Annotated in this window: 18 protein-coding genes; 16 read left to right on the top strand and 2 right to left on the bottom strand. The window is 45.7% G+C overall.

The window, feature by feature from the left end:
- Positions 1–31: 31 nt before the first annotated feature.
- Together J7I80_RS14975 and J7I80_RS14970 are read right to left on the bottom strand one after the other, a co-directional pair.
- A protein-coding gene (locus J7I80_RS14975) for an IS3 family transposase (protein ID WP_214739128.1) occupies positions 32–1,365 on the bottom strand; the annotation gives its coding sequence in 2 pieces (ribosomal slippage) (positions 32–993 and positions 993–1,365; 1,335 coding nt in all).
- Positions 1,366–1,699: 334 nt separating this feature from the next.
- Complete coding sequence (locus J7I80_RS14970) at positions 1,700–3,232, bottom strand: multicopper oxidase family protein (RefSeq protein WP_251027782.1); 1,533 nt, start codon at positions 3,230–3,232, stop codon at positions 1,700–1,702.
- Positions 3,233–3,439: 207 nt separating this feature from the next.
- Here J7I80_RS14970 and J7I80_RS14965 point away from each other — a divergent pair, with 207 nt between their 5' ends.
- The 16 genes from J7I80_RS14965 (at position 3,440) to uvrB (ending at position 21,834) form a co-directional block, all read left to right on the top strand.
- Entirely contained in the window at positions 3,440–3,958 is a 519-nt protein-coding gene (locus J7I80_RS14965) for a hypothetical protein (protein ID WP_214739127.1), read from the top strand.
- Between the two features lie 24 nt (positions 3,959–3,982).
- On the top strand, positions 3,983–4,867 hold the full coding sequence (locus J7I80_RS14960; RefSeq protein WP_214739126.1) for a hypothetical protein: 885 nt from the start codon (positions 3,983–3,985) through the stop codon (positions 4,865–4,867).
- A gap of 106 nt (positions 4,868–4,973) precedes the next feature.
- Entirely contained in the window at positions 4,974–6,380 is a 1,407-nt protein-coding gene (locus J7I80_RS14955; protein WP_214739230.1) for an MATE family efflux transporter, read from the top strand.
- A gap of 110 nt (positions 6,381–6,490) precedes the next feature.
- Positions 6,491–6,973, top strand: coding sequence for a hypothetical protein (locus tag J7I80_RS14950; protein WP_214739125.1), 483 nt, complete (start codon positions 6,491–6,493; stop codon positions 6,971–6,973).
- The gene (locus tag J7I80_RS14945) at positions 6,960–7,475 is read left to right on the top strand and encodes a hypothetical protein (protein WP_214739124.1); all 516 of its coding nucleotides are present in this window, start codon (positions 6,960–6,962) and stop codon (positions 7,473–7,475) included. Before J7I80_RS14950 ends, J7I80_RS14945 begins: the two co-directional genes overlap by 14 nt.
- A gap of 36 nt (positions 7,476–7,511) precedes the next feature.
- A complete protein-coding gene (locus tag J7I80_RS14940) occupies positions 7,512–8,360 on the top strand; it encodes an ABC transporter permease subunit (protein WP_214739123.1) in 849 nt (282 codons plus the stop codon).
- Positions 8,357–9,286: a peptide ABC transporter permease gene (locus tag J7I80_RS14935; RefSeq protein WP_214739122.1), complete on the top strand. Its 930-nt coding sequence runs from the start codon at positions 8,357–8,359 to the stop codon at positions 9,284–9,286. Before J7I80_RS14940 ends, J7I80_RS14935 begins: the two co-directional genes overlap by 4 nt.
- A gap of 231 nt (positions 9,287–9,517) precedes the next feature.
- On the top strand, positions 9,518–11,377 hold the full coding sequence (locus J7I80_RS14930; protein WP_214739121.1) for a GAF domain-containing sensor histidine kinase: 1,860 nt from the start codon (positions 9,518–9,520) through the stop codon (positions 11,375–11,377).
- Complete coding sequence (locus tag J7I80_RS14925; protein WP_214739120.1) at positions 11,352–12,008, top strand: response regulator; 657 nt, start codon at positions 11,352–11,354, stop codon at positions 12,006–12,008. The genes J7I80_RS14930 and J7I80_RS14925 overlap by 26 nt, the downstream gene beginning before the upstream one ends.
- Positions 12,009–12,188: 180 nt before the next feature.
- Positions 12,189–13,616, top strand: coding sequence for a S8 family serine peptidase (locus tag J7I80_RS14920; RefSeq protein WP_251027781.1), 1,428 nt, complete (start codon positions 12,189–12,191; stop codon positions 13,614–13,616).
- 563 nt (positions 13,617–14,179) lie between these two features.
- A complete protein-coding gene (locus J7I80_RS14915; protein WP_214739119.1) occupies positions 14,180–16,636 on the top strand; it encodes a S8 family serine peptidase in 2,457 nt (818 codons plus the stop codon).
- A 113-nt stretch (positions 16,637–16,749) separates the two neighbouring features.
- On the top strand, positions 16,750–17,430 hold the full coding sequence (locus tag J7I80_RS14910) for an HAD family hydrolase (protein ID WP_251027780.1): 681 nt from the start codon (positions 16,750–16,752) through the stop codon (positions 17,428–17,430).
- Complete coding sequence (locus J7I80_RS14905; protein WP_214739118.1) at positions 17,423–17,830, top strand: GNAT family N-acetyltransferase; 408 nt, start codon at positions 17,423–17,425, stop codon at positions 17,828–17,830. The genes J7I80_RS14910 and J7I80_RS14905 overlap by 8 nt, the downstream gene beginning before the upstream one ends.
- Before the next feature lie 121 nt (positions 17,831–17,951).
- The gene (locus tag J7I80_RS14900) at positions 17,952–19,193 is read left to right on the top strand and encodes an EAL and HDOD domain-containing protein (RefSeq protein WP_214739117.1); all 1,242 of its coding nucleotides are present in this window, start codon (positions 17,952–17,954) and stop codon (positions 19,191–19,193) included.
- Positions 19,194–19,362: 169 nt separating this feature from the next.
- Positions 19,363–19,596, top strand: a complete 234-nt coding sequence (locus tag J7I80_RS14895; RefSeq protein ID WP_041966402.1) for a CsbA family protein — start codon at positions 19,363–19,365, stop codon at positions 19,594–19,596.
- Positions 19,597–19,854: 258 nt separating this feature from the next.
- Positions 19,855–21,834 carry an excinuclease ABC subunit UvrB gene (gene uvrB, locus J7I80_RS14890; RefSeq protein WP_214739116.1) on the top strand — a complete coding sequence of 660 codons (1,980 nt, stop codon included), beginning with the start codon at positions 19,855–19,857 and terminating at the stop codon, positions 21,832–21,834.
- Position 21,835: the final 1 nt, after the last annotated feature.

The following is a 21,835-nucleotide window of genomic DNA, read 5'->3' as shown; positions in this document are numbered from 1 at the left end:
CCCCCGTTTACGGACAGTTTAAAAAAAGCGCCTATGCAGCCAATAAGTGGCCCCGGTATTGTACCGGGGTCATTTTGCTTAAGCCCCATTGATATCGATGATGATTATATTCTTCGATTACACGATCTACTTCTTTCTTTACATCCTTAATGTTATCCAGTGATTTATACTCTGCCAAATCTTTAAAATGTCCAAAGAAACTTTCCATTGGCGCGTTATCCCAACAGTTTCCCTTTCGGGACATCGATTGAGTTAAGCCAAGCTTTTTCACTTTGCTTTGGAATAGAGGATGCGTGTAGTGCATTCCTTGGTCAGAATGCAACATGGCCTCTGGATGAAAATCGTTGCCAACAGCTGCCTTTAACCTTTTTAATGTCTTATAAACGATATCCATCTCTAAAGACGTGGAAAGGTAGTAGGCAAGAATTTCTTTTGTAGCCCCGTCCTTTACGCAGGATAAATATGCTTTTTGGCCCTTTCCATAATAGAGATAAGTAATGTCAGTAAGCAGAACTTTTCCTGGTACTTCCTGATTGAATTCACGGTTAAGAAGGTTAGGGCAGGTTCGATGTTCCTGGGTTGCCTTGGCCATCTTACGATATGGATTGGCTTTCCTGATCTTAGTTACAAGATTATATTTTGTCATTAAACGCCTAATCTTCTTGTGATTCATTACAGCTGAATAATCATTCTCCATGATCATTTTAATTTGGAGGGCACCTACTTTTTCTTTTTTGCTTTTGAATATTTCTTGGATGATGACTATATCCAATTCATCCTGCTCGTCACGTTGTGCCCGTAATGGTGCAGCCTTAAGCCAATCATAGTAGCCACTTCTACTGACACCTGCCAGTTCGCAAAGGTAGGAAACAGCTTTATTCAACTGATGTTTTCTGATCGTTTTCTCGATCAAGGAAAATTTCTCATCTGCCGTTAAAATCGTTTCTTCTTCAACGCCTGCCTTTCTAGCTCTTCCAGCTTTTTTAGAAAGTCATTCTCTGCCTCAAGGAATTTAATTCTTGCTTCAGCTTTTCGTAATTTTTCTTCCACAGAAAGTTCCTTCGAAGAAGGGCGTCCTGTACTTCCTTTGCCTCTGCGTTCCGTAAGGAAACCTTCCTCTCCAAACCTTTCATAAGAATCCCTCCAACGCTTAAGACAACGTTTGGGTTGTTCCTTACCGACCATGTCTAGGTCAAAGCCCTGTTCAATAAAAATTTGCGATGGTATTTTTCCACTCTTGTAATCCTTAACTGCCTTTAGCTTAAATTCAGGACTATATGAGATTGATCTTTCAGAAGCACTCAGTACATTAGGATTCTTCTCAAGCTCTTTAATTTGGAATTCATTATAAATATTCTTACTCATGATAATCCTCCGCCCATATTCATTAAATCTATTGAAACACAAAAAACCCCGGATAGGGGCACTATTTTATCAGTGTCCGCTATCCGGGGTATAGTTCAAAACAAGGGTCGTTTCCAATTTAAGCGGAATTTTTCCGTTTATTTTTCAAACACTGTGAAATCAACAATCAATTATAAAAAAACTCCGGTACAAAACCGGAGCTAAAAGCAATTTCTGATGGGTTTTCGGGTTTCTCTCATGATTTTGACCGAAGTGATGCCGGGTTCGGACAAAGTCTCGTCTTTGAGCCATGAATGTGCCCGAAATGATGCCGGATTCAGACGTAGTATGCGAATTATTCCACATTAAACTGTCCCATCATCCCGGCATCTTCATGTTCGAGGATATGGCAGTGGTACATGAACAGTCCTTTATGATCGAATGTTGCGATTGCCCTCACTTTTTCGCCTGGCTCGACCAAAATTGTATCCTTCCAGCCACGTTCGTTGGCTGGCGGGGGATTGCCGTCCCGGTCAAGAATCAGGAACTGGGTGCCGTGTCCGTGGAAGGGGTGGGCCATTCCCATGTTGTTGCCCATCATTCCCATTCCCTCGTTTGAAATTTCCCAGATCTCTGTATCATGAAGCTTGAGCTGCTCGTCAATGCGGTCCATGTCCATTTGTTTGCCATTGATGGTGACATTTCGGCCCATTCCTGACATGACAAATTCCCTCGTCCTGGAGGCCATTGATTCATCCACTCCCGGAATATCAACCAATTGGGAAGGGATCTCTTTTGGCCCTTTTTCCTCACCGGTCACAATAAATTTCATAAACGGCATTCCCTGGTCGGTGAGTTCAACGTTTTCTCCCTCTTCATAGCCTGAGAAATCGACGATTAATTCTGCCCGCTCCGCCGAACTCAACACTAGGCTATTCATCTTTACCGGTTCTTCCAACAGCCCGCCGTCTGTCCCAATCTGGTAAAATTCCTGTCCGTTGCTCAGAGCGAATTGATAGATACGAGCATTCGACCCATTCAGCAGCCGGAAACGCACTTTGCCTTTTGGAACCTCTACATAGGGGTTGATGGCTCCATTGACCATGATCGTATCCCCCTGAAGGCCCATCATCACATCATGCATACTCAAATCATATTCAAATTGGCCATTTTCATCGAGCTGTTTATCCTGGACTATGAGCGGAATATCATTCACTCCATATTCGTCAGGCAGATCAAGCTTCTCACTTTCCTCATCATCGATTAGAAATAAACCGGCAAGTCCCTTGTATACATGTTCACCTGTTTTATGGAGCAGGTGGGGGTGGTACCATAATGTCGCCGCGTGTTGCTCGATCGTAAACTCGGGATTCCATGTGGTACCCGGCTGGATTCCGCTATGCGGACCGCCGTCATCCTCGCCATCCACTTCTAGTCCATGCCAGTGAAGCGTTGTAGCCTCGTCCAGCTCATTTTTCACCTTGACGGAGACATCGTCACCCTTCTTCACGCGGATGACCGGCCCTAAATAATCCCCATTGTAGCCGAACGTGTCTGTTGCTTTACCTTTTAAAAACTCCATCGACCCTTTTTGCGATATAAGAGTGAATTCTGCTTTGCCAGGATCGGGATTCTCATCTTCAAGGAGTGGAGGAATCGGCAGCGGTTTTTCTCCTTCTGCCAGCGAATCATTCCGCATATCCTCAACCGAACTGGAGTTGCCGCCCATCATGCCTCCATCGCCCATGCCCATACCTCCGCCGTCCATCATGCCGCCGCCCTGGCCGGGCATATTTCCGCCCATACCGCCCATGCTTCTCATGAAAAACCAGCCGCCTGCTATGACTAATACAAGAATGATGATTGCTGCTATGAGTATCTTTTTCAATTTTGCTCCTCCTTAGAAGTTGTGGTCGCTTTTATGATGCTTCTTTATTTTTTCCTTATATACCTCGTAAAGTATTTTATAAGCGCCGAATTTCCATTGCAAACAATAAAGACCCTATCAGCTAAATATGCATTTTCTGTGGAGTTTAGGCTTCCCTGAAAGTGGTAGTTGTAATTTGAGACAACGGAAATTAAGGAGGCAAATCATATGTTACTTCCAGCATCAGATTTAGGGTTGATTACGACACATTTACCCGCCCATGACGGCATGATCATGAAAGTAAAGCTTTTGGCAAAAGAAACAAAGGATGAAAAATTAATAGAGCTGCTTAATAAAAAAGTTGGAATCATGAGAAGCCATGTGCGGATCATGATGGACATGCTTGATCCAGATAAAAGCGACTTCGAGAAGCTGCCTGATTTCGATGAAGTCCCGCAAGATCAATTAGAAACCACAACGAGAGGAACACAGAAAATGGACAGGCATATCGCCATGGAAATCAAGGCTTCAACAGAGGCGATGGCAAAAGATAATTTCGTGTCAGCATTAAAAATGAAGGATCCAAGAGTCAAGCAAACACATATTGAAATGGCCCTCCAGCAAGTGCAGCTCCTCAATATGATCACAGAGTACCTTCAGGAAAATGAAGCAGATGTAACGCCTCTTGGTACACCGGAAGAACAAAAGAAGGTAGTGAATCATTTCAGCCATATGATGGAAGAATAACTTTACAAAACGGAGGTTGAGAAGATGAATCGTGACCCGGAACATGGCAGTGGCAGCCACCATAGCCACTCTCAGCAAGACGGCTTACATGGAGACAAAATCCAGGCAGGCGGTTCTATGGATGAAAATCATGGACATCATCCTGGACACGGTACGCAAGATTCCCAAGCTGGCCATGCCGGCCACGAGGGACACGGCCAGCTTGCAGGGGAGAAGAGAACAGCGGAAGTGCAGGTCGAATGGATCTCAAACCCTGTGACAATCGAAACCAATAAGGAAGCGGAAATCCTCCTGGAAATCAAGGATACAGCTGGCCAGGCTGTCGAGGGGTTCTCTGTAGTCCATGAAAAGGAGATGCACCTCCTGGCAATCAAAAAGGATTTATCTGTGTTCCTGCACCTTCACCCTGCATATCTCGGAAAGGGCAGGTTCCAGGTTAAGACGACTTTCCCAAAAGCAGGGAGATATAAACTGTATGCAGACTTTCTGCCTGAAGGGGTGAATCAACAGCTGGCATCGCATGAGCTTGTCGTGACTGGAGCAGAATCCAATGAAGAAATAGACGCTGATAAGGTTCTGAAAAAGAGAGTAGATGACCTTGAAATTGAGCTTATCCTCCCGGAAGCAAAGGTAAATGAGCACCTAAAACTGATTTTCGCACTCAGCGATAGGGATGGCAGCCCAATTACGGAACTCGAGCCTTATCTTGGATCTGCTGGGCATGTGGTGATTGTAAGCGAGGATATGAAAGAATTCCTTCATGTCCATCCAGCTGACGAGTACACGAAAGGCCCAGAAGTAGAGTATATGACAAGTTTCCCTCGTAAAGGATTGTATAAGATTTGGGGACAGTTCAAGTATAAAGAGAAACTATATACCGCTCCTTTTGTCATAGAGGTCCAGGAGTAGGCCATGCTAAAAACAAATGCGCACTTTCATAGTGTGCTTTTGTTTTAGTTCCTAGATAGGGAGGTTGGATGTGTTGAAGGATAAAGTCATTGAAGGGAAAATCAGCATGCCGCAAACAAACAAAGGACGGCTGAAAATCATTACTGTGCTGGCAATCCCGGCGGTTATCGAGAATTTTTTCCAGACGATCCTCGGTTTTGTTGACACCTACTTTGTTTCAAAAATTGGTTTAGCCGAAGTCTCTGCAGTCGGGGTAACCAATGCGGTCCTCGCTATTTATTTTGCTTTGTTCATGGCCATCGGAGTAGCGGCCAATGTAAGGATTGCGAACTTCCTTGGTGCGAACCTGCCGGAAAAAGCCCGGCATATTTCACAGCAATCCATTGTCCTCGCTGCAATTTTTGGTGTTTTAACAGGAATCATAACATTGGTTTTTGCTGAGCCGCTGCTGAAGCTTATGGGTATAGAAGCCGAAGTGCTCGAAGCAGGAGCTCTCTATTTCAGGATTGTCGGAATTCCGTCGATTGTGATGAGCTTTATGTTTGTTTTAAGCGCAATACTCCGTGGGGCAGGCGACACAACATCACCGATGAAGGTCAGTATTGTCATCAATATTATCAATGCTGTATTGGATTATGTTCTCATCTTCGGGTTCTTGTTCATACCTGAAATGGGGATTATGGGAGCCGCATTGGCAACGGTATTCTCAAGACTGATTGGCAGCATTGCGTTATTTTACTATGTGAATCGTACAGAAACACTTACCTTCCGGAAGGATTACTGGAGTATTGACAAGACTCATTTGATGGAACTGACAACCCTTGGAGCTCCAGCAGCAGGGGAGAGGCTGGTCATGCGCGCAGGGCAAATCGTCTACTTTGGTTTCGTGGTTGCACTCGGGACAAATGCATTTGCCGCCCACCAGATTGCCGGGAATGTAGAGGTATTTTCTTATATGATCGGGTATGGATTTGCGACTGCTGCGACAATCCTCGTCGGCCAGCAAATCGGAGCCGGGAATCTTGATGAGGCTAAGCACTATGCCAGATTATCAACTTACCTGACAGTCGGCTCGATGACTGTACTCGGTGCTCTGCTATTCTTCCTCGGCGACTGGGCCGGCAGCTTTTTTACAGAAGATCAACAGGTTGTCGACAACATTGGTACAGCACTGAAAATCTCAGGAGTTTTCCAGCCATTCCTTGCTGTATTGATGGTGCTGACAGGCGCATTTCAGGGCGCGAACAACACCAAGTTCCCGATGTACCTGACAGGATTCGGGATGTGGGCTGTCCGGACGGTGCTGGTCTATCTCCTGGGAATCAAGCTCGGCTGGGGCCTTGCTGGCGTCTGGATAGCGATTGGAGCCGACATTGCTTTCCGTGCCATTGTCCTGGCTATCCAGTTCAAACGAGGGAAATGGATGGCTCTTGAAAAAGCACCAGATCCAGAATCGCACTGCCACCCGCAAACCACAAAAGAAAATATGTCCGCATGCGCCAATAATTATTGACCACAAGCATACAGTTCCGGCTGTATGCTTATTCAAATTCAAACGGTTAGGATTCTCATAGATGGACAAAGTAAGGAATGATGAACTGAATTTTATTTGAGGATGTTTTTATGGCTCTCTCGATTTATATAACGATTACGATATTGATGCTGCATTTTGCTTATCATGTAAAAAAGCCGCTGAACTTCCTGCAGAACGCGCTGGTTTTTATGGTAATTGCCATCATTACCCGCCAATGCGTGACGCTTTTGGCGCTGGAATGGCACTTTTTAAAAATGACCGAGGATTATTGGCTGTTCATTTGTTTGATCCTTTGCCGGGATGTACTTACTCCGATGGTCACTGTGCTTTTTGCGAATTATTATGTGCGCGCCGGCTCGCCATTTTATAAAGCAGTGACCTTCTTAATCTCGCTGGCAGTGATGGTTGGCACGCATGAGCTTGCTGTGCAATTTCATATCTTTACCTATATCAAGTGGAACTTATTCTATACGATTTTATTGAATGCCGGCTTCCTGCTCTCGTCCTTAGGTGTTATGAAGCTGGTATCATTCATACAGACATTGGAGAATCGCCAAAATGAAAGTTTATGACTCTGCGTTCAATGAGAATGAATGGTTCGTGATCATCAGCATCCTCGTCATGAATCTGGCGATCTGGTTCACCCCGAAAATTTTCAGCAAGCTGGAGAGTGTCGGGTACTATATTTTCGGGATCTACATCGGCTTGTTTTACGATCATACTATCTCAATCAAGCCATGGGATTTTTATGACGTCAACGACAACTCTTCCTATCAGTTCATCGATTTCCTGAGCTATGTGATGTATGGTCCATATGGATATTTCTTTGTCTACTTTTATGTTAAATGGAATATTAAGAAGCTTAAAATCATTCCCTATATCCTGTTATGGTCGGCGCTCTCGATGCTGCTGGAATGGATTGGGCTCCAGGTCGGCCTATTCCATTACGACAAGGGATTTAAAATGTATTGGTCGTTCCCTATCTACCTGCTATCGCAGACGATGACCATTGTGTTCTACCACTTAAGTGTCCGAAATGAAAAAACTGGAAATAAACAGAGAAGTCAACTATAATTTTATGGACTAATGGTAGAGCTGAGGGGATTCGTCATGGTGAAAAGCAGTGCAATGCGTTTCATAGCATTTATTTTGCAGTACATAACAGGCGTGCTTCTGTTTATTATCATTGGAAGCCTGCCCGTCCTCCTAAGAGATTTGACATTTGACACGGAAGGCTATTTTAACAGTATTAGCGATCTGGCCGTTAAAATTTTCACATTAAGCAATTTGACTTACGATGGCCGGCACGAGATGCTGCCGGCAGTGCTGGGCCGCTTCTTCTATTCGATGAAGACATTGGGCATGGCTCTGTTCGCTGCCACAGCGCTGGCGTTCCTGCTATCCTATTTAATCGTACTCTTTTTTGAAAAGAAAAAAGACTATATTCTCAGCTTCATAGAAATCATCCGTTCCATCCCTGATGTGTTATGGATGTTCCTGTTGCAGGCTGCAGTGGTTTGGGTTTTTAAAACATACGGGGTGAAATTCGTCCAGACGACCTCGCTCGGAAGTGATCATCAGGCTGTCCTGCTTCCGCTTATCAGCCTGAGCCTGCCGACTTTTCTTTTTTTGACGCAGATTATCGTCCTTAAAATCTTTGAAGAGCTGGATAAACAATACATTTTATTAGCGAAAGCGAAAGGCCTGTCCTATTTTTACATGCTGAATGTCCACGTGGTCCGGAATATCAGCCAGGATTTGAAAGGGCACTTCAAGACGATTGTCTGGATGATGCTCTCGACGCTGTTCATGGTCGAATACATATTTAATCTGAATGGTTTGATGCTGTTCAATATCAAGTATGTTTCCGTCGAGCTGTTTGTGTTTAGCTGCATCCTGTTCTTTACGCCTTTTTTCCTGATTTACAGACTAATAGATTTTAGAAGGGTATCGATATGATCAGATTGCTGAAAACGAAAAAATTCATATTTGGAGTATCTTTTCTGACGCTCCTGCTGACCCTGAGCATTTGGAACACCGTTGTGAATGACGGGAAAATAAGACAGGTACAGTTCATCTACAATGAAGATGGGACGCTGGAAAAAGCGCCGCCATACCCGCCGTTTGATGTTTTTCTGTTTGGCTCGGATATGTATGGCTATGATATGCTCCACACGATAATAGAAGGGGCAAAATATTCAATTGGCATTGTGTTGATTGTCGCTTTTTTAAGGATGTTCTTATCAATTGTGTTGAGTTATTTTCTATTCAGGTTGCCGGATCGGATTTTCAATCTGGTAAAAACGGTCTCGGAACCATTATCCTTTTTCCCGCAGACGCTGATTGCCTACTTCCTGCTGGTCACAGTTGTCATGTATACAATCCACGGCTTCCATCATCCTTTATGGGTCAGGGTGGTCTATGAGTTTATCATTCTGGTCGTGATTGCGCTGCCGGCGTTGACCGTCCAGCTGATCGAGCAAAAGCGCAGGGTCTGGAAGGAAGAATTTATAGAATCGGCGATTACGCTTGGCGGGAGCAAGCGGCATATTTACTTCAAGCATGTCCTTCCGCAGCTGTACGAAGAATGGATTTTGATGTTTGGCCAGCAGTTCTTGCAGGTACTGGCGCTCCTTATCCACCTTGGCGTCCTGCAAGTTCTGTTTGGAGGGACGATCACGGGTGAGGGTCCTCCGTCCTCGGTCACACATGAATGGTCAGGATTGATTGGTCTCAACAAGCGTTTTATGCTTGCATATGAGTGGATTGTCTATGTACCGATCCTGTTTTTCGCATTGACTGCCTTGAGTGTGGCAATGATCAATAAATCACTGAGCGACTTTTTCAAGTATAAGGATATGGTCAGGAACAACAGGGGAATGTAGGGGGAGTAGATCACTATAACACTTTCGTACTATAAAAATACCCCGTTTGATGAATAGTCTGCTCGCAAATATTTTGTCATAATAGTTTTCAACAAAACTCTTCGTGAGTTTGGCCCATTCATTGGCTAGTGGCACTCCCATTCGGCCAGTGAGTGGGTTTTATTTGTCTTTTAAGAGCATGCGGTATAAAATTAATTAACTGAAAATTCTAAACTTGAGGGAGGTGACTGATTGGAAAAGAAGATTTCTCAAAGAAGGGAAAAGACCGCAAAGCTTTTCATGAACAGTGTCTCATTGATTGGCTGGGTGCTCATCCTTTTTTCCTTTGTAAAATTAGAACCGCCTGCTGAACCGGTTGTTTTAGCCCTATTATTTTTATTCCTGCTTATTAGCGAGTACTATCCGATGCCGGTTTGGCGAGGGCATACGGCGATCACATTCCCGGTTGTCTACGTGTTATTTTTGCTGTATGGATTTTCGTATACTGCGATTGCGTATGCAGGCGCTGTCCTGATTGTGAACCTCATCCACAGACGACCGCTCCGAACTGTTTTGTTCAATCCTGCCCAGCTGGTGCTCAGTTTTTACGCTGCCGCAATCATGCTGCCGTTGCTGGAACCTTTGCTGAATCAGTTGGCACCCACACCGATTATCGCGGGAATGCTGAATTATATTTTGCTGCTGGCCATCTATGTGTTGGTCAACAACGTGCTTGTCGACCTCGTTCTTTTTATCAGGCCGCAGCATTATTCTTTTAAAATGTGGAAACAAAAGACGCTCACGGAACTGAATAGTGCGGGTATTTCCTTAATTTACGGAATCACCCTGTATGTCGTCGGCAGCCAGAACCGCGGTGAGATCGATGTCTTTGCGTACTTCTTCTTTTTCTCGCCGCTTGTCGGGATCTCGCTGTTAAGTGCGACGATTGCCAGGCTGAAAAGAGAAAAGAATCGTTTGAAACTGCTTTTTTCGATCACCTCACAGTTGAACCAGATGCTTCCTTCGCAGGACTGGCTTTCAGCTTTAAGAGGGAGCTTCAATGAATTGATCGGTGCAGAGGCCAGTTTATTATGGATCAAAAAGGATGGCGATTGGGAGCTTAGCTTCAAAGATGGAAGGGCGCGATCGAAATGTGAACTGACAACAGAGACGTTTGCTGAATTTGATGGAATGCGCAGCCCTGTGGTCTATAATGACCGCAAAAAAGATGGCGGTGTGGCGTCTGCTTGTTTTGAAGAAGACGTGAAGGCGTTCGTATACTCGCCGCTTGTCATCGAAAACGAGACTATTGGAATGTTCATTGTTGCCCGAAGCCGGACGAAAAGCTTCGAGGACCACGATGTCCAATCAATCGCGACGCTGGCCAACCAGCTTGCCGTCATCATCAAGACACGGATGCTTTTTACCGAAAAAGAAAAGGTGATTGTCTTGGAGGAACGGAATCGGATTGCCCGCGATATCCATGACGGAGTGGCCCAGACACTTGCCGGGGCAGTCATGAAGTTGGAAACGGCGGGAAAGAAATTCGCTAAAAATCCCGAGGAAACAAGGAAGCTTATGGACGAAAGTGTCAGCGGCCTGAGGGAAAGCCTGAAGGAGGTTCGCGAATCGATCTACGCGCTGCGCCCATACCCAACTCAAAAAGCGACACTGGCAGAAGCGATTTTACGAAAAATCGAAGCTGTCCAGAAGGAATACCGGCAGGATATCGAATTTGAGATCAGGGGGCAGGAGCAGGAGCTTAGCCCGATGGTCGAAAAGGTTCTGTTCGACACTTTCCAGGAAAGCCTTCACAATGCCATCAAGCATTCGCAGGCACTGAAGGTAGAAGTTCTTTTAAGCTATCAAACAGAGCATATCCTTTTAAAAGTCAAGGATGAAGGAAAAGGGTTCTCGCTGTTCCAGGCGATGCTGAAGGCGAGGAACCAGCCGCATTTCGGCATCCTGCAAATGAACGATGCCGCTGAAAAAATCAACGCTTCCCTGCAGATCGACAGCAAGGAAGGCTCGGGAACGGAAGTCAGCATCACCGTTCCCAGAATGGGAATCGAGGGGGGAAATACGAATGATCAGGCTCATGCTAGTGGATGACCATGCGGTGCTCCGCGACGGGCTCCGCAATATCCTATCGGTTGAAGAAGATATCGAAGTCGTCGGCGAAGCGGTTACTGGCGACGATGCCCTTTTGCAGGTGGAAAAATGCAATCCGGATATGATTTTGATGGATATCAACATGCCGATGAGAAATGGCGTGGAAGTCACGGGCATTTTGAAAAAGAAATACCCGCATATCAAAGTCCTTGTGCTGACGATGCATAGCCATGAGGAATACTTTATGTCCGCGATTCGTGAAGGGGCGGACGGCTATTTACTGAAGGACGCGCCTTCCGACCAGGTCGTCGAGGCCATCCGGACCGTCGCAGGCGGAGAATCGGTGATCCATCCGTCAATGACGAGGAAGCTGCTCGCCTTCCACCAGCAAAAACAAACAGAGCAGGAGGACACGGCCCTGACAGAACGTGAAAAGGAAGTGCTGCTCTGCCTGGTCGAGGGGCTCAGCAACAAAGAAATCGCCGACCGCCTGTTCATCAGCGACAAAACCGTCAAAATCCATGTCAGCAAAATTTTCAAAAAGCTGAACGTCAAAAGCCGCTCCCAGGTTGTCATTCACGCCGTCCAGCACCAGCTCGTGCCAATCCCGCCGACATCCGGCGGGGCATAAGAAGAGTCCTCCTATTGAGGGCTTTTTTTCATGAGAACATTTCGATCGTTTTCTTGGATACTACTTTAGTAGTAACCAAGATTAGTACGGAGGTTATTATTTTTTAATTCCAATGCAGAATAGTTTCAATGTAAATATTGTGGGAATATTAAGAAAAATATTAAGGAGCTGAAAAATTGAATGAAGTTTAAAGCTGCATTTTTATCTTTTATCCTGATGGCCGCGACGGTGTTTGCTTCGCTCGTTCCCGGGACCACTACAAAGGCAGTTGAGCCTGTCAACGCGGTGGTTGACTCCGAGCTGACGAAAAAGCTTTTGACGACCATCACACCGGTTGAGGCAATTGTTACTTTTAAAAGCGAAGAGGGAGTCCTGCCTGAGCAGGTGAATCTTCTGAAGACGCTTGGCATTACGAAAGGGCTGACACTGAACAAACTGCCAATCGCGGGTATTCTCGCGACAAAATCACAGATTGATCAGCTTGCCCAGAGTGACCAGGTTGTTTCCATCTATTTGAACAAGAACCTGGAATACGAAAATGCCGAAGCAACGGACATCACCGGGGTGGACCAGGTTCGTACCGATGACACAATGAGAAAGCTGAATGGCGGCTTGCCGGTAAGTGGCAAAGGGATTGGGGTCGTCATCAATGACAGCGGAGTTGATGGGACGCATCGAGACCTGGAGTTTGGCAGCCACCTTGTCCAAAATGTATTGGGATCGACTAATTTGAATGCGCTCAGTGCCTTATTGCCTGTTTCTTATGTTGAAAATGTCCCGAACACTGATTCAAGTTCAGGCCATGGAACGCATGTAGCCGGTATTGTTGGCGGAACTGGCGAAATGTCAGGAGGCAAATATGAGGGAGTCGCACCTGGCGCGAACTTGATTGGCTACGGGTCAGGAGCGGCAGTCGCGATGCTTGATACAATTGGCGGTTTTGATTATGCGCTGACCCATCAGCAGGAATACAACATCCGCGTAATCACCAATTCATGGGGAGACACTGGAGATGCCGGGACCGAATTCGATCCCTATCATCCTATTAATATCGCAACGAAAAAACTGTATGACCGCGGAATCGTAACCGTCTTCTCCGCAGGCAATTCAGGTCCGGATGCTAAAACGATTTCCGGTAATTATAAAAAAGCTCCATGGGTCGTTACCGTAGCCGCTGGAGATAAGTCTGGCAATCTCGCAGATTTCTCTTCCCGCGGTGAAGAGGGCCGTGGCGGAACGGTAACAGTTGACGGGCAGACATGGAACTGGGTGGATCAGCCGACCGTGACGTCGCCTGGAGTGGACATCGTCTCAACAAGGGTCATCAGCCCGCTCGTGGCGCTTGGTGCGACTGCGGATGTTGAATACATCGAGCCCGCTTATCTGCCTTATTACACGACGATGAGCGGAACATCGATGGCCGCTCCGCATGTCGCAGGCATCATCGCACTAATGCTTGAGGCGAATCCATTGCTGTCGCCTTCTGAGGTGAAATCGGTCCTCGAAAAAACGGCGACACCCATGACGGATTACGAATCATGGGAAGTCGGCGCAGGCTATGTGAATGCATATGGGGCAGTAGATGCAGCTTTTAAAAAGCATAAATGACAATGAGTTGATCTCCCTTGCTTGGGCAAGGGAGATTTTTACTCCGCTGCAATGGTTGGTTCCAGTGATGAGGTGAAAAACTCACGAAAGAAGCGTGAAATCGACCGAAAACCTCTTTTTCTCAATGGGATCGAGAATCCGAGTCTGCAAAATTGTTTTTTTTAGAGGAGGTTGCCACTTTAAAGGACTTTTTTAAGAGAAAAAGGCATCATTTTCAATGCTGGAAAAATTATTCTCTTACTCAGCGGAGTTAATTGCCCGAAACTTCACGGTAATCTCTCGATTGATCACAATAATTGCCCGAACTATGAAGTTAATTGCCCGAAAAATCCTGATAATCGTGCCGTCATCCTAATTTTGGGAAAATAACCTCCTAGAAAGCACTAATTTTGGGAAAATAACCTCCTAGAAAGCACTACTCCATCTATAACTTTTGTACGATGTCGAAATAGATATTCCGGAAATCGATTTTATAACCTTTGAAGAATAGTTTTCCAGCGGGGATTTCATGATAATTAAGTTAGGAATATTCAAAATTTTCTATTGGATGAGAGGGGAATTTGATGAAACGTTTTATGTATCTGCTGTTTGCTATGTTGCTCATTTTTCCGGTATTTGCTGCACCACAGGGGAAGGCGAGCAGCCTGGCTGTTGTCGATCCGCTTGTCAGCAAGGCGCTTGACACTGCAAGCTCGCTGCAAGTCATTGTTACATTTAAAGGAGACAGCGCTCCAACAAGCACGCAATTATCATTGTTAAAAACGCTCGGCATCGAAACAGGAATCAGCATGAAATCCCTGCCGATTGCCGGAGTCATCGCGACAAAAGCGCAAATTGAAAAGCTTGCGGCAAATCCGGAAGTTCAGTCGATCTACATGAACAGAAAGCTTAGTTACTTCAACGCAGATGCGACCGCAATCACTGGCGTCGATAAAGCGAGGACGGACGACAGCTTCCGCAAGACAAACGGCGGGCTGCCTGTTTCAGGAAAAGGAATCGGAGTCGTCGTGAACGACAGTGGTGTTGACGGAACACATAAGGACCACGAATTTGGCAAAAACCTTGTCCAGAATGTCATGGGTTCCACCAATCTGAATGCACTGGCACCAGGCTTGCTGCCAGTCACTTACCAGGAAAACGTGCACAATACTGATACAAATTCAGGGCATGGTACACATGTTGCCGGCACGGTCGGTGGAACTGGCGCGATGTCTGGGGGCAAGTATGAAGGCGCTGCCCCTGGAGCTGATTTGATTGGTTACGGTTCAGGAGCGGCATTATTCGTCCTTGATGGCATTGGCGGTTTTGACTACGCGATTACCCATCAGTCACAGTACAATATCCGCGTCATCACGAATTCATGGGGTTCATCGGGAGACTTTGACCCTAATGACCCAATCAATATTGCCAGCAAAAAAGCGCACGACCGCGGGATCACGGTTCTTTTTGCGGCAGGGAATGAAGGCCCTGGAGAGAACACTCATAACCCATATGCAAAAGCTCCGTGGGTCATTTCAGTGGCTGCTGGAGTCAAGGATGGTAAGTTAGCCGATTTCTCTTCAAGAGGAACAAAAGGTGTCGGCGGTACTTTTACAATGGATGGAAAGGAATGGAGCTGGAAGGATGAACCGACCGTCACGGCCCCTGGAGTGGATATCGTATCTACGCGAGTCATCGCTCCGGTTTCGACCCTGGCAATCGACCAGGATGCCCAAACAATCGAAACGGCGTACCTTCCTTATTACACAACAATGAGCGGAACATCGATGGCGACGCCTCATGTGGCGGGAATCGTTGCGCTGATGCTAGAGGCAAATCCACTGTTGTCGCCAGCTGAAGTCAAGTCGATTCTTGAACAGACAGCTACGAATATGCCAGGCTATGAAACCTGGGAAGTTGGCGCAGGCTATGTGAATGCCTATGCAGCGATTGATCAGGCATTCAATGATACATCATATGGAGCAACACTGAACTCAACCCAGACATTTTACAGCAATGTCAAATCATCAACAGAACGCAAAGGATTTTCTGTTGACTACAATCCGCTGACATTTATTTCTGACAATCAATACGAATTTACAGTCGAAGAAGGGATGTCCAGCCTTGTGGCAAAAGTTGATGGGGCGGGCCTAATGGAACAAACGGGCAATCCGATCAATCTTGTGCTGATCGCTCCGGATGGCACAGAATATAGCTCAGGCGTCAGCCTGCTGTTCCCGCTTTACTATGACCGCACGGTATCGGTGACTTCTCCGGCACCTGGGGCGTGGAAGGCTGAGATCCGCGGACTTCGCGGTGCAGATGCCAATCCGCTTGGCCTGGCTTTGCCTGAAACAGTAAAAGGTGAAATGGCATTCACTAAGGTCAGCGGGTTCTCAGGATTGAACGATATTGCCGGCCATCCGGCAGCAGATGCCATTAAAATGGGTGTGAGTGAACGATTATTCGATGGCTTCTCGAATGGAGCCTTCAAACCAGATGCGCTTTTAACAAGGGCAGAGCTGGCAAAATATCTGGTGATGGGTGCTGAGATTAAGCAATCATTGCCAGCAGCGCCGAGCTTCTCGGATGTTTCAAGCGCAGACCTTCCATTCGTTGAAGCAGCAACAGCAAAAGGAGCTTCATTCCGCGATCAGCAGCATATCCAGAAAGGGGTCATTTTGCCAAGAGCAAACGGCAAATTCGCGCCAAAGGATAGTGTGACTCGTGCAGAGTTAGCATACTCACTGGTTCAAGCATTAGGTTTGCAAAAAGAGGCGGAAGAATTCAGCGGTGAATTGACAGTACTATATAACACTGAAAGAATCGCAATTTCTGATGCATCAGAGGTGCATGAACACCTGAAAGGATATGTCCAGGTGGCTCTCAACCTGAACATCCTCAATGCGAAATTCGCTGTAACACAGGGTCCGTATGATTTAAAACCAAAGGTAACAGCAAGCTTCAACCCTTCTGTAAAAAATACTCGTGGCGACTTTGCCGTTGCCATGACACGCTACTATAACGCATTTTTGAAATAAGGTAGAATGAGAACAGGCCTAAATGGTCTGTTCTTTTTTGCAGCAAATAAAAACCTCGACACGATCTGAAATGAAGAATCCATAGAAACAATTTTTAAAGAGGGGGAGTTAGCTTGAGACATATAGAAGCAGTCTTTTTTGATTTTGACGGAACCTTGCTGGACCGAGAAGCATCTCTTGTAAAGTTCATTGAAGAACAATACGAACGTTATAAACCTGAATTGAATGAGATAGACAAGCAGCTTTATATAAAAAGATTCATTGAATTGGATGCCCGCGGATACGTGTGGAAGGACAAAGTATACAACCAGCTTTTAGCGGAAATGAACATAGCCGGTGTGACATGGCAAAAGCTGTTAGAGGATTACATAACGAATTTCAAGCATTCATGTACAGGATTCCAAAACCTGCACGAAGTTCTCGGGAAACTGAAGCAAATGGGTTTGAAGATGGGTATGATTTCGAATGGCAAAACCCATTTCCAGATGGCCAATATAAAAGCTTTGGATATTGAGGGTTACTTTGATACGATCTTGATTTCGGAAGCGGTGGGATTAAGGAAGCCTGATTCCCAGATTTTTCAGAAGGGGTTGGAAGCTCTTGCTGTATCAGCATCTCGGAGTATATTTGTAGGCGACCATCCTGAGAATGATGTGGCCGCATCGAAAAGGGCTGGAATGATGGGAATTTGGAAGCGGGATGACTATTGGCACAGCGCGGAAGCGGATTATACCATCGAGGAACTGGAAGAATTGTTCGTAATTATTCAAACAGGAGCTGAAGACCATGACTGATTTTAATGTTTTATATAACCCCCCTAGCCCCTCAGACTATATCAACCTTCGTATTGAAGCAGGGATGAGCGGGAAATCACTGGAGGCCGCGCGAATCGGGCTGGAGAATTCATTGTTTGCTGTCACTGTTTATGATGATACAACTTTGGTGGCGATGGGCCGGATCATTGGCGATGGCGGGGCTTTTTTTCAAGTAGTTGATATTGCCGTAAAGCCGACCTATCAGGGGAAGGGACTCGGAAAACTTGTGATGAGGAAGCTTATCAAGTACCTTGATAAACATACATATGAAGGTTCGTACGTCAGTCTGATTGCGGATGCCCCGGCAAACAAGCTGTATGAACATTTTGGTTTTGACTATACTTTTCCTAATTCATTTGGGATGTACCGGAAGTACTAATTGTTATTATATGAAAAAATCCCCTCGGTCATAATATTCACCTTGTAAAACTTGTAAAATAATAGTATATTTTTCCTACAATGAAACTGTTTGTCGTTTTCAGTCCCCGGGAGGATTCTATATGGATATTTATGTTGCCAGACAGCCTATATTTGATATAAATGAAGAGACAGTTGCTTATGAATTACTATACAGGAACAGCTCGGTCAATAATTATCAGCATACTGATGGGGACCAGGCCACGACAGATGTGATTGTTAATAGTTTTTTGAATATCGGTGTCAAAGACTTATCAAACGGCAAGCCTTGTTTTATAAATTTTACTGAAAAACTATTAAAACTGGGTGTTCCGTCTTATTTCAATCCATTATCCATCGTTGTGGAGATTCTCGAGACAGTGGAACTGAATCAAGACATCCTGGGGATTTGCAAAGAGTTGAAGGCAAATGGTTATACAATTGCGCTCGATGACTTTTTTGTTTCGCAATGGAACGAATTGACGGTCCAGCTCCTGGATTATATTGATATTATCAAGATTGATTTCCGAGCGACGAACCGGACGGACAGGCAGGAAATGATTCGTTTTATAAAAGGTCGGAACATCAAGTTTCTTGCTGAAAAAGTCGAAACAATTGAAGAATATATAGAGGCGAAAGAAGACGGCTTCGTATACTTCCAGGGATTTTATTTCAGCAGGCCTGTCATCCTGAACAGCTATGATATTCCATCATACTATCATTCGTATTTTCAGATTTTAAAAGAGATCGAAAGTCCGGATCCTGATATTGAAAAAATAAAGGATGTTATCGAAAAGGATATTTCACTCTCCTATAAGCTGCTGAGACTGATCAATAACCCGGTTTTCAGGCCAAGAAATGAAGTTTCCTCGATAAAGCAAGCCATCATTCTATTAGGCCTTAATGAAATCAAAAAATGGATTTACGTGCTGGCGATCAGGGGAGCCGACAAAGGTTCAGGAGGTTCCAAGGAACGGGAAATCATTGAGTTATCTCTCAAGCGGGGGAAACTGGGAGAATTGATCGGCAGGAAGGTAGGCAGAGAAGTGCTGGCGTCAAAATACTTCTTGCTCGGAATGTTTTCCTTGATGGATTCCTTGTTGCACCATCCGATGGAGGAGCTCCTTAAAGACCTGCCGTTAAGCAATGAATTGAAGGCTGCCTTATCGGGTGAAAAGAACGATGAGTACGCTATGCTTCAATTTTTAAAAGACATAGAACACTCCTTTCACGAAGACCTCGAGCTGACGTTCAATCCTACTAAAATGCCAAAGGAGGAACTATTCAGGCTCTATGGAGAAGCGAGTGACTGGGCCACCAAGGTTTTAAGCGAAGTGAATCCATAACTTTATTGAGCATGCATGCGCATGCTTTTTCATTTAATAACGAAAAAGAAATATACCTTAGAACATCAATCAGAGAGTGGAAGATTCTTGTATCCAAGCGCCAAAAAAGTTATATTTTTAGTAGGTTTTTAAATTTTCGTTATTTTCCCTGAATGAGGTGTTTAATCAATTGGTGCTGAAATATTTGTCCGCACTGTTCCTGCCTGGTTTCATGGTCGTGTTTTTCACCAGGGTAGCCTATAACCACATCCTTGCGCTTGTGTTGACGGTCGCGTTGATTGCGGCTTCTGTTTATAAAGGGTACACAGATTCTTTCCTGCTGATTGTCGTCGATGCTTTTTCATTGACCGTGGGCTTCTATCTGGCGAACCGGATGATGAAGCGCAACAAAAAGCAATCGTAAACTTCAAGTAAGCCTGTCGAACTATGTTCGGCGGGTTTTTCTAATTCTATGAGGGCTAACCCCGCTTTAATCAAACGTTTGATTAACAACTATTCGACTGATCCCTTCATCATCTTTAAAAACAAACATGTCAATTCGAATGTTTGTTCGCTTTTTGTTGGTTTGTTTTACCTTCTTTGTGGTAGAATGAGGATATGACTTTTTGACAACTATGTAAGGCGTATATAGATGAAATTTAAAATTACAGGAGGCTTTTCTGTGAAGGACCAATTTGAATTAGTCTCGAAGTATTCTCCGCAGGGAGACCAGCCTGCGGCCATCAAAGAGCTGGTGCAGGGAATCCGCGATAACAAGAAGCATCAGACACTCCTTGGAGCGACAGGAACAGGGAAGACGTTCACGATTTCCAATGTGATCAAGGAAGTGAACAAGCCGACGCTTGTCATCGCCCACAATAAAACTCTTGCAGGCCAGCTCTACAGCGAGTTCAAGGAATTCTTCCCGAATAACGCGGTAGAGTACTTCGTCAGTTACTATGATTATTATCAGCCAGAGGCGTATGTGCCGCAGACGGATACATTCATTGAGAAGGATGCGAGCATCAATGATGAGATTGACAAGCTGCGTCACTCCGCTACATCTTCATTGTTTGAGCGCAAAGATGTCATCATCATTGCCAGTGTTTCTTGCATATACGGTCTCGGTAATCCGGATGAATACCGTGACATGGTCGTGTCACTCCGGACAGGTATGGAAATTGAGCGGAATAAGCTCCTCCACAAGCTGGTTGACGTCCAGTATGAGCGGAATGATATCGACTTCAAGCGCGGGACGTTCCGTGTCCGCGGCGATGTTGTCGAGATTTTTCCGGTATCCCGTGATGAACACTGCATGAGGATCGAATTTTTCGGTGACGAGATTGACCGAATCCGAGAGGTTGATGCGTTGACTGGCGAGATCATCGGCGAACGAGATCATGTTGCGATTTTCCCGGCATCCCACTTCGTTACCCGTGAGGAGAAGCTGAAGATTGCGATTGAGAATATTGAAAAAGAACTGGAAGAACGCCTGGAAGTGCTTCGTGCCGAGGAAAAACTGCTTGAAGCACAGAGGCTCGAGCAGCGGACAAGATATGACCTTGAAATGATGCGCGAGATGGGCTTCTGTTCTGGCATCGAAAACTATTCTCGCCACCTGACATTAAGGCCAGCGGGTGCGACTCCATATACTTTGCTTGATTACTTCCCGGATGACTTTATGATTGTAGTCGATGAGTCGCATGTTACATTGCCGCAAATACGGGGAATGTTTAATGGTGACCAGGCACGTAAACAGGTGCTGGTAGACCACGGCTTCCGCCTGCCGTCCGCGATGGACAACAGGCCGTTGACATTTACCGAATTTGAGGACCATGTCAAACAGGCCGTTTTCGTATCCGCGACTCCAGGGCCTTACGAGCTGGAGCATACGCCGGAAATGGTCCAACAGATCATCCGCCCGACAGGATTGCTTGACCCGACGATTGATGTAAGGCCAATCGAGGGACAAATTGACGACCTGATCGGCGAAATTCAGGAGCGGACGAAGCGGAATGAGCGCGTACTCGTGACGACTTTGACGAAAAAGATGTCCGAGGATCTGACCGATTACCTAAAGGAAATCGGCATCAAGGTCCAATACCTGCACTCTGAGGTCAAGACACTCGAACGGATCGAGATCATCCGCGAGCTGCGGCTTGGAAAATACGATGTCCTCATCGGGATCAACCTGTTGAGGGAAGGCCTCGATATTCCGGAAGTATCCCTTGTCACCATTCTTGATGCCGATAAAGAAGGCTTCCTTCGTTCGGAAAGGTCGCTGATCCAGACGATCGGGCGTGCGGCGAGGAATTCGAATGGTCACGTCATCATGTATGCTGACAGGATGACCGATTCGATGGAAAAGGCGATCAGCGAGACAAAGCGCCGCCGTGAGATCCAGGAAGAATATAACGAAAAGCATGGCATCACGCCGCAAACGATTCAGAAGAGTATCCGCGATGTGATCCGGGCGACGATTGCTGCCGAGGAGCAGGAAGAGTACAGCCCGGCAGAAGGCCTGAAGAAATTGACGAAGAAAGATCGCGAACAAGTGATTTTAAATATGGAAAAAGAAATGAAGGAAGCAGCGAAGGCCCTCAACTTCGAAAGGGCAGCCGAGCTGCGTGACCTCATTCTTGAGTTAAAAGCGGAAGGATGAC

Source organism: Bacillus sp. ISL-41, from assembly GCF_018613235.1.
In the GTDB taxonomy this organism is placed as follows: domain Bacteria; phylum Bacillota; class Bacilli; order Bacillales; family Cytobacillaceae; genus Mesobacillus.
This window is presented reverse-complemented; position numbering and strand designations above follow the sequence as displayed.

What these genes read in the sequence shown, in the direction of transcription:
- J7I80_RS14950 (WP_214739125.1), top strand. Translation starts at nt 6,491, where the DNA reads ATGGCTCTCTCGATTTATATAACGATTACGATATTGATGCTGCATTTT.
- J7I80_RS14940 (WP_214739123.1), top strand. Translation starts at nt 7,512, where the DNA reads ATGGTGAAAAGCAGTGCAATGCGTTTCATAGCATTTATTTTGCAGTAC.
- J7I80_RS14900 (WP_214739117.1), top strand. Translation starts at nt 17,952, where the DNA reads ATGGATATTTATGTTGCCAGACAGCCTATATTTGATATAAATGAAGAG.
- J7I80_RS14955 (WP_214739230.1), top strand. Translation starts at nt 4,974, where the DNA reads ATGCCGCAAACAAACAAAGGACGGCTGAAAATCATTACTGTGCTGGCA.
- J7I80_RS14920 (WP_251027781.1), top strand. Translation starts at nt 12,189, where the DNA reads ATGAAGTTTAAAGCTGCATTTTTATCTTTTATCCTGATGGCCGCGACG.
- J7I80_RS14960 (WP_214739126.1), top strand. Translation starts at nt 3,983, where the DNA reads ATGAATCGTGACCCGGAACATGGCAGTGGCAGCCACCATAGCCACTCT.
- J7I80_RS14915 (WP_214739119.1), top strand. Translation starts at nt 14,180, where the DNA reads ATGAAACGTTTTATGTATCTGCTGTTTGCTATGTTGCTCATTTTTCCG.
- J7I80_RS14935 (WP_214739122.1), top strand. Translation starts at nt 8,357, where the DNA reads ATGATCAGATTGCTGAAAACGAAAAAATTCATATTTGGAGTATCTTTT.
- J7I80_RS14925 (WP_214739120.1), top strand. Translation starts at nt 11,352, where the DNA reads ATGATCAGGCTCATGCTAGTGGATGACCATGCGGTGCTCCGCGACGGG.
- J7I80_RS14945 (WP_214739124.1), top strand. Translation starts at nt 6,960, where the DNA reads ATGAAAGTTTATGACTCTGCGTTCAATGAGAATGAATGGTTCGTGATC.
- J7I80_RS14965 (WP_214739127.1), top strand. Translation starts at nt 3,440, where the DNA reads ATGTTACTTCCAGCATCAGATTTAGGGTTGATTACGACACATTTACCC.
- J7I80_RS14905 (WP_214739118.1), top strand. Translation starts at nt 17,423, where the DNA reads ATGACTGATTTTAATGTTTTATATAACCCCCCTAGCCCCTCAGACTAT.